Origin of the sequence: Chryseobacterium sp. MEBOG07 (genome assembly GCF_021869745.1) — a bacterium.
Classification (GTDB): Bacteria; Bacteroidota; Bacteroidia; order Flavobacteriales; family Weeksellaceae; genus Chryseobacterium; species Chryseobacterium viscerum.
The window spans coordinates 1,865,154-1,878,399 of sequence record NZ_CP084579.1 but is presented as its reverse complement, the minus strand read 5'-3'; the positions used below and the strand labels follow the sequence as shown (position 1 = coordinate 1,878,399).

The following is a 13,246-nucleotide window of genomic DNA, read 5'->3' as shown; positions in this document are numbered from 1 at the left end:
TGTATAAACTAAGTATGAAAAAAACAGATGTTGCTGTAATTGGTCTATCCTGTGTCTTTCCCGGGGCACAGGATGCCAACACTTTTGGCAGAATATTGTCAATAAAGTCGATTCTACCGAGCTGGCTCCGGCGGATCGGATAGATCCGGTTCATTTCAGTGATGCGACAAGTCCCGTTGACCGTTTTTACTGTCAGCGTGGAGGGTTTATCCCTGATTATACATTCGATCCTACAGCATTTGGCATTTTACCATTGGCTGTTCAGGGAACGGAACCTGACCATTTGCTTACCCTTGATCTGGTACAGAAAGCGCTGGAAGATGCAGGGGTATTTCAAAAGAATACTTCCCTTGAAAAAACAGGAATCATTATCGGTAAAGGAAACTATACCGGTCCTGGTGCTACCCGTGCTATCGAAATTGTAAGAACCGGGGAACAGATCTCCTCATTATTACAGGAATTGCTGCCTCAGGTTTCTTCTGCAGATATTGAAAAAGTAAAACATGCTTTTCAGGAACGCAAAGGACGTTTCGCAGCAGATACGGCTATGGGATTAATCCCTAATCTTGTTGCTTCATTGGTAGCCAACCGCTTCGATTTAGGAGGTGTTGCTTTTACCGTGGATGCAGCTTGTGCCAGTGCTTTAATCGCTGTAGATCATGCCGTACAGGAACTTCAAAGAGGACGTTCTGATATGATGATCGCAGGAGGGGTACACACTGGACAAAATGCTGCTTTCTGGAGTATTTTTGCCCAGTTGGGAGCAATGTCCCATCAGCAGCAGATCAAACCGTTCAGCATAGATGCTGATGGTCTATTGATCGGTGAAGGATGTGGTTTCGTCGTGTTAAAAAGATTGGAAGATGCTGTTCGGGATCAGGATAAAATCTATGCTGTGATCAAAGGGGTGGGCGTCAGCAGCGATGGTAATGGAACCAGCGTGATGAGTCCATCAGTGAAAGGTCAGCTTAAAGCCTTAGAACAGGCCTGGATCAATGCTGATTTAGATAAAAATAAAGTGGGATATCTTGAGGCTCATGGCACAGGAACACCCCTTGGAGATAAAACAGAACTTCAGACCTTAGCTCAGTTCTTCGGAAAAGAAGAAGCGGCTCCGGCAGCGGGTATCGGATCTGTAAAGTCCAATATCGGACATGCTATGCCAGCTGCAGGAATTGCAGGATTAATTAAAACCTGTTTAGCATTACATCACGATACTTTACCCCCAACCTTATACTGTGAAAATCCAACTTCGGATATGCAGAATACAAGGTTTGAACCGGTACAGGAAGCCAAAAACTGGTCAAAAACAGGACTTCCAAAAGTAGCGGCAGTGAATGCTTTCGGATTTGGAGGAATCAACGCCCACGTTGTTTTGGAAGGCTATGATATGCCGAAAAAAGATCATGTATTGATATTGGCAAGACCTACCCATGAAGATCTGCTTTCAGCATTACAAAATAATGAAACGACCATTGGTGAAGGAGATTTCAGGGTTGCGATATTCGATCCTACTCCTGCAAGAGTAGAAAAAGCGATTAAAATTGTTTCCAAAAACCTTACCTGGAAAAACAAACAGGATATCTGGTATACCTCTACCCCATTATTAAAAGATGGCGGAAAAGTAGCCTTTGTATTCCCTGGCTTAGATGGTTTAGCAAAAGGTGAAGTAGACAGTGTTAGTCGTTATTTTGGACTGGCAGCCCCTATCGAAACAGAAGGTGAAGGTCTTTTAACCGATGCTTTAAACATCTTCAACAACTGCAGTATCCTTGATAATTCACTGAAAAAACTGGGAATTATCCCTGATATGAATGCAGGACACAGTTTAGGAGAATGGTTGGCTGGCTACTCTTCAGAATTAGCGGAAGCCAATTCTGTAAAAGCCTTAATTGACGTGCTGAATCCTGAAACATTTGAATTAAAAGATTCAAAATTCATCGCCATAGGAGCCGGAATTGATGTCATAAAACCTTTTATTGCTGAAATTTCAAACCTTTATGTTTCCAATGACAACTGTCCTAATCAGGTGATTCTTTGCGGAAGCAATGCATCGTTGGATGAATTAGTTCCTTTGTTAAAAGCAAAGCAGATTTTCCATCAGGTATTGCCGTTCCAGTCCGGATTCCACTCTCCATTTATCGCTGATAAACTAGATGTGATCCTTGCAGGAATGGAAAAAGCACAGTTCCAGCAGACAAAAATACCATTGTGGTCTGCTACCACATTAGAACCTTATCCTGCAGATCAGGCAGCGATCAGAAAACTGAGTGCCGAGCATTTGGTTCAGCCTGTTCGTTTCCGTGAACTGACAGATAGATTATACGAAGAAGGCGCCAGAGTGTTCATTCAGGTGGGCACAGGAGGGCTGATCGGATTTATTGATGATACCTTAAAAGGAAAAGCCTTCAGTACGATTGCTTCCAGCGTTCCTACCCGTTCTGCATTAGCACAGCTACAACGTGTTGTGGCTTCATTATTTGTAGAAGGAAAGACGATTGCCCTTGATTTTCTGGAGATTCAGAATCATACGAAAAGAGCATCAGGAAAAGGTATTAAACTGGAATTAGGTTCTCCTATTATCCGTAATTTTAAAGAAGTGAAAGCGTTGGCTCAATCATTTGATACGCCAAAACAATATACCGCAACTGCTTCAGCAATTGCCACAAAAAGTGGTCATCCGCTGGTACAGGCATTCCAGGACAATGTAACCGATATGATCCGTATGCAGGAAGAAGTACTCACTTTATTCCAAAATCGTCCGGAAATTACCATTCAAAGACCTGCACCTGTAACCTATGCAGCTCCAAAACCAGTAAGAAGCAAAACCTTCTCAAAAGACTTGTACGTCACGCTGGAAAGTCATCCTTACCTGATCGATCACAGTTTATTGAGACAGCCTAAAGGATGGGCTCATGTAGCCGATATGGAACCGGTTATTCCGATGACCATGATCTTTGAGCAGCTCGCAGAAATTGCAGAGGCAGAAATCCCGGGAACATTGGTTCATAAAATCATGAACGTAAGTGTATTCCAATGGATGAACGTAGCCAAGCCTTTCGAAAAAACCGTAAAAGGAGAATGGCGTGGTGCCAACCATGCTTACCTGGATATTGAAAACTTCGCGAATGCAGAAGTAATCTTAAAGACCTCTCCTGTTCCAACACCCGCTTTCAACCTTTCTATCGGTGAGCTTTTACCTATCGAAAGAACCCCTGAAGAAATTTATGACATGCACATGTTCCATGGAGATAAATACCAGGGAATTACTGAAATTTCAGCCGTTGGGGACAAAGGAATCGTAGGAAAAATAAAAGGAAACGGCGGAAAAGGCTCTTTACTGGATAATGCAGGACAACTATTCGGGCTTTGGCTTCAGCTTACTTTGGTGAAAGACCGTATTGCATTCCCTGTAAAAATCAGAGATATTGAATTCTTTGGAGACATGCACGATCAGGAAGGTATTTTTGAATGTACCTGTATGCTGACCGAGCTTAATGATGAATTTGCCATCGCAGATATCATCCTGAAAAGAGACGGAAAAGTATGGTGTGCGATTACCGGATGGCAGAACAGAAGACTGGAAATTGATGCTCCTTTATGGAATGTTTCCATGTCACCGCTGCACAACCGTCTTTCGGAGGAGATTGCTCCTGAAGTTTTCTTTTTCCACCAGGCGTATACCAGAGTTGCTTCATGGGATTTCATCCTGAAAAGATATTTCAACCAAACGGAAAAACAGCATCACCAGCAGCTATTACCCAACAAGAAGAAAAACTGGATGGTAAGCCGTGTAGCGGTGAAAGATGCCGTAAGAAACCTTCTTCGTCAGGAAAAAAATCATGCCTGCTTCCCGATCACTTTTGAAATCCGTTCCGATGAAGTGGGGAAACCTTACCTCATCAGTGATTTTACAGAAGACATCCATATTTCTTTAGCTCACAAAGGAAAAGAAGCAGTGGGGATCGCGAGATATGGAAAATCTGTAGGAATCGACATGGAACTGATGGAAGAACGCAGCTCCGGATTCTATGACATGGTATTTACCGACAAAGAATTAGCCTTATTAAAAGACAGAGATCAGGCAGAATGGACCACCCGTTTCTGGGTAGCTAAGGAAGCTTACGGAAAGTTCCTGGGAACAGGACTGAAAGGAAATCCTAAAGCCTTCGAAGTCGAAGTGATAAAAGATGATCACTTGTGGATCAACAACATTGAAATCAAAACTATTAAACATAAAAATTATATTATCGGATGGACACTGTAAACGCAACATTAAAAATGAACCACGAAGAACTTTTTACTTTATTAAAAGGTTTTATTACTGAAGTGATAGGTGCTGAATTTGTAGAAGAGATGGATATTACTCCTGAAAGTTCATTCACCAAAGATCTTGAAATGGACAGCATCGAGATTGTCTCTTTCTCTGAAAAGATCAAAGCGCATTTTGGCGATCAGATCGACTTTACAGGTTGGTTATCATCTATGGATCTTGACCAGCTGATCAATCTTGACCTTAGTATGATCATCAATTATATCTACGAATGCCAATAATCACTGTCAATAACAGACAAGTTCATATACAGGAACTCAACAAAGGAGCCGAACAAACCGTGGTACTCATCCACGGTATGTTCAGTAACCTGTCCATTTATTATTTCAATATTGCCCCTGTGCTGGCAAAGCATTTCCATGTGGTGATGTACGATCTGAAAAGCCACGGTATGAGTGAACGCTTTTTGGATGGGTACGACCTTGACAATATGTCATCCGATCTGATGGGTTTAATAGATTACCTTCAACTGGAAAAAGTACACCTTGTCGGCTATAGCTTCGGAGGTCTTATTGCGTTAAAAACAGCATTAGCATATCCTGATCGCGTGAATCAGCTCGTGGTGATGGAAGCTCCGGATCCTCAGGATGAAAAAGCCCGTAACATCATTGATGAATACAGCAAAGAATTCCTTGAGCATTATGTAGCCAATTTTACGGATACCACCAAAGTACAGATGGGCAAAAGACAAATGGAAAAGAACCATCGTATGTATGAATTTCTGTTTAATCAGACCAGCATAAAAGCGGATATGATCAGGGAAAAACATTTTCTTGATGAAGCTAATTTCAATGGATTGACAGCTTCCACTTTATTGCTTTATGGCGCTGATTCCAACTGCAGACCTACCGGTGAGTGGCTGCAGTCTCAAATCAGCCAGTCTGAACTTGAATTAATCCCGGGCGATCACAATATTCCTATCCAGGAACCTCAGCTCATTGCTGAAACGATCTCTCAATTTTTATCTAAAATTTTAACACAAAACCATGGCTAAATTTGCATTTATAGTTCCACCATTGACAGGACATGTCAACCCTACCCTAAGCATCGGTGCTACTCTGCTGGAAAGAGGACATGAAGTAGCCTGGATAAGCCTTGACCCGACTTTAGAGGCTAAACTTCCCGAGGGAGGAAAATTATTACTGATCCAATACGATCAGACCGACGAAGAAAAGAAAGAAAGTGAACAATATCTCGATATTATTTCCAAAAAAGTAGTGTACGGCATAGACAGCGTTAAATTCCTTTACGAAGAGGTTCTTATCCCGCTGAACAGACATTGCTATAAAGGTGTTGTTTCTTTATTAAAAACATATCAACCTGATTTGATTATCGGAGACCATCAGTTATTTGCGGCCCCGGTGGCAGCGAAGGCTCTTGGAATTCCTTATGCCACTTCCGTTACTGCTCCGGCTGCCATTAAAATCATGAATGAACTGCCAAAAGTACACGAGTGGGAAGTGAATCAAATCATCGATCTACAGAAAGAACTTGGCTTTCAGGAAGAACGTTCTCTGGCGACCTCAGATCTTCTGACTCTTGTTTTGACCTCCAACTATTTCTTTGGGGAAATGGAGGATCTGCCGGCTCAATATCAATTCACAGGTCCGGTTCTTACCGAAAGACGTATCTCATGTGAATTCGATTGGGAAAAATTAAAAAGCAAAAACAATAAAAAGATCCTAGTAAGTATTGGTACGACCTTCGATCACGATCATAAAAAAGCATTTTTCCAAAAGGTAATTGATGCCTTTAAAGATGAAGATTTAACCGTTGTCCTGGTTTCCGATCCACAGCTTTTTGAGCAATGGCCGGATAACTTTATGGTCTATCAGCAGGTTCCACAATTGGATCTGTTATCTCATCTGGACGGTGTGGTTTGCCATGGCGGTCACAATACCGTATCCGAAACATTATCACACGGTATTCCTTTGGTAGTGATCCCGATTGCGTATGACCAGTCGCATGTTGCAGGACGTGTGGTGCGTACAGAAGCGGGTGAACGTCTTAATTTTAACCGGTTTAAAGGAAATCACCTGAGAGAAGCTGTACAGCAAATTCTGAATAATCCTAGCTACAAAGAAGCTGCTCAGAAAGTGGGACAGTCTTTTGTGGAAGCCGGAGGTTCAGCTACTGCAGCCAATTTATTGGAACAAGCGATACTGAAGGCTTCAAAACCTGAAAAACCATCTAAGTTTTTATTCGTTATCCCTCCATTTTTCGGACATGTAAGTCCTACGTTAAGTGTGGGAGCAAGTCTGATTGCCCGTGGTCATGAAGTAAAATGGTTCGGGATTACCCCTTTAGACAGCAAACATATTCCGGAAGGAGGATCTTATTTCTACCCTGAAGAAGATCTTGTTCCGTATCAGGAGGAGATTGCCCGCATTTTAAAAAGACAAGATGACGGACCGGCGTGTTCCGGCCCTGAAGTGATGAAACTGGCATTGGAAGAAACGTATGTTCCTTTTGCTAAAATGATGATGCCGGGATTAACCAGACTCACAGAAAGCTGGATGCCTGATGTGATCGTGAATGACTGTATCACTTTCGGAGGGGCTCTTTTCGCTCATAAAAATAATATTCCTTGTGTAACCACTACTCCAGTACCACCCGATGTTATGGGAGATACGGAAAAAAGTGCTCCTAAAATCTGGGAATGGCAGCAGAACCTGATCAAAGACTTACAAAAAGAAGTAGGTATTCATGAAGAAGGTATTTACATCCATTCTCATAAACTGAATATGGTGTTCACTTCACAGGCTTTTGCAGGGTTTGAAACCGTTCCGTCTCATATGAAATTTGTAGGTCCGGTGAAAGGGCGTCCCAACGATGCTCCATTTGACTGGGATAAACTGAATGCCTCTACGACTCCAAAGATATTCGTATCATTGGGAACGCTGTTGGTAGACATCAGAAAGGCATTCTTTGAAAAGATTATCGCAGCATTTAAAGATCAGCCGGTAACCGTGATTGCCGCTACTCCACCGGAAATCTTTGAAGAGTGGCCGGACAACTTTATTGTGAACAGCTTCGTCCCTCAATCTGCAGTGATGCAGCAAATGGATATGGTAATTTGCCATGGAGGTTTCAATACTGTAAACGATACCTTCCGTAACGGGTTACCGATGTTGATTACGCCTATCGCTTATGATCATTTCCATATTGCAAAACTGATTGAGCAGGCAGGTTGCGGAATCAGCATCCGATACAAAAGACTGCGTGTAGATGCGCTTCGCGAAACCGTTTTTGAATTATTGGAAAATCCGAAATACAGAATTGCAGCCCAGGAGGTTCGAAATACATTCACCCTTGCCGGAGGTAACGACAAAGCGGTAGAACTGTTAGAAAATTTTGTAAAGGAACATTCAACATTAGCTTCTGTATAAGCCTTTAGATATCTGCCTATGAAATCGTCATCATACTAAAAAAACAAATATCTATAAAGATAACACGATTCCATATGATCTAAAAAAAGATAAAGATCTACATATGAAAAGAAGATTGCTATTTGGTGAACGTATGTTACTGGGGGATGGAACAGAACCCTTTAACGCGGTCATTCCGTTCAGACTGAGAGGTACCTTTGCATTAAAAGATATCCAGCAGGCTCTTGCTCAAATCCAAAAAAAACATCCATGGCTGAGAGCATTGATCAGTCATGATGAAAAAAATATTCCTTGGTTCAACGTTCCGGAAAAACCTATTTCTATTCCTGTAAGAATCATTGCCCGACAGGGGAAGATCAGTGGCAGGAAGAATCCAGAAGAGAATGGAACACAACCTTTAATTATGAAAAACTACCCCTGATCCGGTTTATCTGGATCAAAGGAGAAAACGTTTCTGATATGCTGTTTGCCTTCCACCATTGTCTATGTGATGGTGGTTCTGCAATGACCTTTCTGAATGAGTTTCTGAAAGTGCTTGACAATCCGGCTGCCGATATCGGGATAGAAAATCCGATACTGGGAATACAGGATGTAGTTCCTGCCCATATTCTGAACAGCCGTAGACAAAAACTGAAAGCTAAGTTTATCGGAAGATTGGCCGCTACAGCGATCAAATTGATCCCAGTGGGTAAAAAAGCCGTTGAAAGACAGAATGACTATCTGATCCACTGGAAACTGGATGAAACGGTAAGCAAGCAATTAATAGCTTACTGCAAATCTCAGGAAGTGACCGTGAATACCTTTTTAAGTGCAGCAGTATTACAGGCATTTAAAAAAGCAAGAGGTGAAAAATCTTTCAACAAAGTTTCCTGTCCGGTAGATATCAGGCGTTTCGCCAATCAGATCAAGGAAGATCACATCTTCGCTTTCGGGCTGATGATTGTGGTTTCTTCAGATGAAAAACTAAGCTTTACGGATAACCTCCGTGCAATGCAGAAGTCTGTGGAACAAAAGACTTCAAAGCTGAATCCTTACATTACCATGATGGTGATGGAATCCGGACACGATGCGTTGAATAATTTCACCAAGCTTTTAAAGAATGGGAAATCATCCAACGACTGTATGTTTTCCAATCTGGGACGCATTCAGATTCCTCATGAGTATAAGGAATTCTCGGTGGATACCATTTTCAGTCCATCAGTGATAGGTCCTTTGGGCAATACAACAACCATGGTGGTCTCAACGTACCGTGGTAAAATGGATTTTTCATTCATGGGAAGTGAAGGCTATTTACCCTATACAGATGCATTGGCAGTACGTGATGAGGTGATGCAGACGATTCATTCACAACTAAAACAAACAGCAGTATCATGATCAAAAGACCTTTAATGATGGTGGAAAGGATCATGTATGTAGATCCGGAAACGCCTTTAAACTGTATTTATACCGCAAAAATCAATGGCCAGATTTCTGAGGAAACTTTTAAAACAGCCTTAGTCAAAATCCAGCAAAAGCATCCGATGCTGAGAGCAACCATTGATCATACAATCGGAAAGTATCCTTTTTTTGTCGGACAGAAGGATATTGAGCCTATTCCACTCCATATTGTAGAACGAAAGACGGACGAAGACTGGTTGCAGGAATCCGAAAACGGATGGTTCCATCTTTTTGAAGATCAAAAAAAACCACTGGCCGAAGTAGTATGGGTAAAGGGAAAGGATGCTTCCGAAATCCTTTGGATAATGCCTCATTGCATTTCAGATGGGACAACCGGAGTGACCTTGCTGCGTGAGCTTCTTGGTTTGCTGGACAATCCTTATTCACCGCTTATTCCTTATGTTGCTTTTGAATCTGTGGATGATTTCTTGCCTTCAGATTTTAATACAGGAATTAAAAAATATAAGGCCAGCCTCTATTTGCTGTTCGCAAGAGTATTCTTTTCTATCCAGCGAAAAAGTAAAAAGAGAAATCATGGAAAAAATTATGCTATTCACTGGAAAATGACGCCAGAAGACACCAAGCTTATCACTGAAAAATGTAAAGCCAACGGAATTTCCGTACATGCTTTGCTGTGTTCTTCTGTGATGCAGGCCTTCCGGGATATTCAGGGAGACCGTGCGAAAGGTAAGGTGATCAGCCCTGTAGATGTCCGCCACTTTATTCCGGAAATCAAAGAAGATCATTTATTTGCTTTTGCCCCGACAGTAGAGCTTTCTATCAGAAAAGACAGCAAGGATATTCTGAACAATGCCAAGCAGATCAAAAAAGACCTTACGGAGAAAATCGGTAAGATGGAAGCCCGCGAGCTCCTTTGGATGGGCGAACATATGCACCCCATTGTAGGCCGCATGATCAATATGCTGAAATCTAGTGAAGGCGGGCATGATGTGACCTTATCCAATATGGGAAAGGTAAACATCCCGAATGATTACAAAAATTTCAACCTGGAAACGGTGATCAGTCCTACCGTGGCTTTCCCATGGCTGAACTCGAACACTTTAGTCACCAGTACGTACAACCAGCAGATGGATTTCACCTTCATGTCCAATGAAAATTTTCTTCCCAAAGAGGAAGCTCACCAGATAAAAGATAAAGCCATCGAGCTATTGACCACCTCTCTATGAAATTTAAAATAAAGCCTCCAAAGCCAAAACCCATCAAGAAAACCACCCTCAAACGCTTTCTCATCAAGCGTACGATTTACTATGTCCTTCCGAATGTATTTTTTAATTTCATTATCGCCTATGCCAGTTTCAAGGAATTAGGCTACACGCATTTCTTCTCAGGAACTCAAAACCTGGCCCGTCTTACCCTGCCAATGGCTATTTTCCTTCCGGTAGTGCTTACCATTGACATTCTCAAAAGAGTAACGGATGCAGCCAGCCAGGAAGCCATAGAGTTTACCGTAGACGAGCAACTGAATATTAAAAAACTAATGACCAAGCTAAGCATCCTACATGGTTTGATTACTGGATCATTGGTATTATCCCTGCTCTTTATAGGACAGTATAATTTCTCAAAAGATTATAAGCTGGATGCTACGGCGATGGCTATAGTAGTGGGTGTGCTGGCTGGGATTTTGTCTGTGATTTTTGTGTATTTGCCGGTGTGGAGATTGAGGAGGTGGATGTGTAGGAGATCCCCAATAATGACAATAGATTTAAATAAATAGGTATTTTTTTCATCACCTAAATACTATATTAGAAAAAATCGGTTACTATTAATTTATATTTAGCCAATTTTCTATTAATTTTCCCTGTTAAAATAATTGTTTTATAGAATAATAATTAATATATAAAATTAGACTTATCATTTACAAAATATTTTTTAAAATCGACATATCGACTAAAGAATAATTCTTTCTTATATTTGACAAAAAAATTAACAATTAGCTATTTTTCAATAACTAAATCTGAGACGATAATAAAAGAAAACAAAGAAAATCAACACATTACAATTACATTTTACCTGATTTTAAATTTGATATTGTAATGGTAACAAAAGAAAAAGATTATCAAAGGGCAAAACTATAAATCATAAAATTTGCTAGCTTATCAGATATTGATTTAAATGAATTACTCTTTTATTTTCCTGTAGATCAAGTTATCAGTATATTGATAATTACATTTATAATAAGAAGGAAATAAAAACAAAATAAATTAGCCTATATGTATAATAAAAATAATGATGTTGAGCAGTTAGTAGAGGAACCTATAGATATAAATAAAAATTCTTTAGGAATAAAGCCGTTTCTAAAATGGGCCGGAGGTAAAACACAATTATTACAAGAATTACATAAATATATACCTGCTAATTTTAATAAATATATTGAACCTTTTATAGGAGGAGGAGCTATGTATTTTAGTATTAATTCTAATAATTCAATTATAGCAGATTCTAATTCTGAACTTATTATTACATATCAACAAGTTAGAGATCAAGTCAATGATGTTATCGAAATACTTTCAACATTTGAAAATAATTCCGAATTTTATTATGATCTAAGGCAAAAAAATCCGGAAGAGCTGAGTAATAATTATCGAGCTGCTAGATTAATTTATCTTAACAAGACTTGTTTTAATGGACTATATAGGGTTAATAAGAAAGGACAATTTAATGTTCCATATGGTAAAGGTAACTCCAATTTCCTCAATAAGAATAACCTAAAATCAGCTAGTGAATTCTTATCAAATACAGAAATTATTAATGATGATTACATTAATATATTACAGAATTATGCTGAAAACAACGATTTTATTTTTTTAGATCCGCCATATCATCCAGTAGGGAAACACTCTGACTTTAAAAGGTACACAAAAGATTTCTTTTATGTTGAAGATCAAATTAAATTAAAAAATGAATTTGATAGACTTGTTAATTTAGGTTGTAATGTATTATTAACAAATTCGGATCATGAATTTATTTTAGACTTATATTCAGATTATGAAATTAAAATTATTGAAACGAAAAGAATGATCAGTAGCAATGCGAAAACAAGAAAGGGAAAAGATATTATTGTAATTGGAAGGAGTCGTGGATAATTTGTTTGAAGATATTAATTTTGCTGATAAGTTCAGTAAATTTCCTGGAACGAGGTATATGGGTAGTAAGAATAAGCTTATTCCTCATATCTTAAAGATATTAAATGAATATGAATTTGATTCATTTTATGATGCATTTGCAGGTAGTAATGTAGTTAGTTATTTATTTAAAACTATTGGAAAAAAAGTAATTACCAATGATTTTCTAAATTTCAGCTATCTAATTTCAAAATCATTGATCGAAAATTCTTTTGAGAAGCTTAACGAGGATGAAGTAAGTTTTTTAATCAATACTCCAAATAAGCAAGAATTTATTACTAAAACATTTAAAGATTTATATTTTGATAACAATGATAATAAATTTCTAGATACTGTCAGAGGCAATATAGATTTATTAGATTCTGAATATAAAAGAGCTATAGCTCTTTCCGCTTTAGTTAGAGCCTGTATGAAAAAAAGAGCTCGTGGTATATTTACATTTACAGGAGAAAGATATGATGATGGAAGAAAAGACATGCGTCTAACACTTGAGGAGCATTTTAGAGAAAATGTAATTTCATTTAACAACGCAGTTTTTTCAAATGATAAAAATTGTATTTCACATAATAGTTCTGCACAAAACTTAGTAGTCGAAACGGATTTAATCTACTTAGATCCACCATATTACACTCCAAACTCTGATAACGATTATGTTAGAAGATATCATTTTGTTGAAGGTCTAACTAAAAATTGGAATGGTTTAGAAATTCAGGATAATACAAAAACAAAAAAATTTAAAAGCTACCACTCACCATTTTCAACAAAAAAAGAAACATATTTAGCTTTTGAAAATTTAATTCAGACATATAAAGATTCAATTATTGTAATTTCATATAGCTCAAATTCACTTCCAAATAAAGATGAATTGCTAGTTATGTTAAAAAATTTAAAAAAGATGTAAACGTACATGAAATAGATTATCTTTATTCATTTGGTAACCAAAA

General features: G+C 38.9%; 9 protein-coding genes. All 9 read left to right on the top strand.

Annotation, left to right across the window (positions count from 1 at the left end; genetic code table 11):
* The first annotated feature begins 46 nt into the window (after window positions 1-46).
* The 9 genes from LF886_RS08625 (at window position 47) to LF886_RS08585 (ending at window position 13,203) form a co-directional block, all read left to right on the top strand.
* Window positions 47-4,267: a beta-ketoacyl synthase N-terminal-like domain-containing protein gene (locus LF886_RS08625; RefSeq protein ID WP_317207669.1), complete on the top strand. Its 4,221-nt coding sequence runs from the start codon at window positions 47-49 to the stop codon at window positions 4,265-4,267.
* On the top strand, window positions 4,255-4,554 hold the full coding sequence (locus LF886_RS08620) for an acyl carrier protein (RefSeq protein ID WP_002977699.1): 300 nt from the start codon (window positions 4,255-4,257) through the stop codon (window positions 4,552-4,554). The genes LF886_RS08625 and LF886_RS08620 overlap by 13 nt, the downstream gene beginning before the upstream one ends.
* Window positions 4,545-5,327, top strand: a complete 783-nt coding sequence (locus tag LF886_RS08615) for an alpha/beta fold hydrolase (RefSeq protein ID WP_236853719.1) — start codon at window positions 4,545-4,547, stop codon at window positions 5,325-5,327. Before LF886_RS08620 ends, LF886_RS08615 begins: the two co-directional genes overlap by 10 nt.
* Window positions 5,320-7,722 (top strand): glycosyltransferase, encoded by a 2,403-nt coding sequence (locus LF886_RS08610; protein ID WP_236853718.1) that lies wholly within the window; start codon window positions 5,320-5,322, stop codon window positions 7,720-7,722. The genes LF886_RS08615 and LF886_RS08610 overlap by 8 nt, the downstream gene beginning before the upstream one ends.
* A 291-nt stretch (window positions 7,723-8,013) precedes the next feature.
* Window positions 8,014-9,096, top strand: coding sequence for a condensation domain-containing protein (locus LF886_RS08605; protein WP_236853717.1), 1,083 nt, complete (start codon window positions 8,014-8,016; stop codon window positions 9,094-9,096).
* Window positions 9,093-10,346, top strand: a complete 1,254-nt coding sequence (locus LF886_RS08600; RefSeq protein ID WP_236853716.1) for a phthiocerol/phthiodiolone dimycocerosyl transferase family protein — start codon at window positions 9,093-9,095, stop codon at window positions 10,344-10,346. The genes LF886_RS08605 and LF886_RS08600 overlap by 4 nt, the downstream gene beginning before the upstream one ends.
* Complete coding sequence (locus tag LF886_RS08595; RefSeq protein ID WP_236853715.1) at window positions 10,343-10,894, top strand: hypothetical protein; 552 nt, start codon at window positions 10,343-10,345, stop codon at window positions 10,892-10,894. Before LF886_RS08600 ends, LF886_RS08595 begins: the two co-directional genes overlap by 4 nt.
* Before the next feature lie 496 nt (window positions 10,895-11,390).
* Window positions 11,391-12,263 (top strand): DNA adenine methylase, encoded by an 873-nt coding sequence (locus tag LF886_RS08590; protein ID WP_236853714.1) that lies wholly within the window; start codon window positions 11,391-11,393, stop codon window positions 12,261-12,263.
* Entirely contained in the window at window positions 12,244-13,203 is a 960-nt protein-coding gene (locus tag LF886_RS08585; RefSeq protein WP_236853713.1) for a DNA adenine methylase, read from the top strand. The genes LF886_RS08590 and LF886_RS08585 overlap by 20 nt, the downstream gene beginning before the upstream one ends.
* Window positions 13,204-13,246: the final 43 nt, after the last annotated feature.

Coding starts and splice junctions, on each gene's coding strand:
- LF886_RS08615 (WP_236853719.1), top strand. CDS start 4,545: ATGCCAATAATCACTGTCAATAACAGACAAGTTCATATACAGGAACTC.
- LF886_RS08590 (WP_236853714.1), top strand. CDS start 11,391: ATGTATAATAAAAATAATGATGTTGAGCAGTTAGTAGAGGAACCTATA.
- LF886_RS08610 (WP_236853718.1), top strand. CDS start 5,320: ATGGCTAAATTTGCATTTATAGTTCCACCATTGACAGGACATGTCAAC.
- LF886_RS08595 (WP_236853715.1), top strand. CDS start 10,343: ATGAAATTTAAAATAAAGCCTCCAAAGCCAAAACCCATCAAGAAAACC.
- LF886_RS08600 (WP_236853716.1), top strand. CDS start 9,093: ATGATCAAAAGACCTTTAATGATGGTGGAAAGGATCATGTATGTAGAT.
- LF886_RS08620 (WP_002977699.1), top strand. CDS start 4,255: ATGGACACTGTAAACGCAACATTAAAAATGAACCACGAAGAACTTTTT.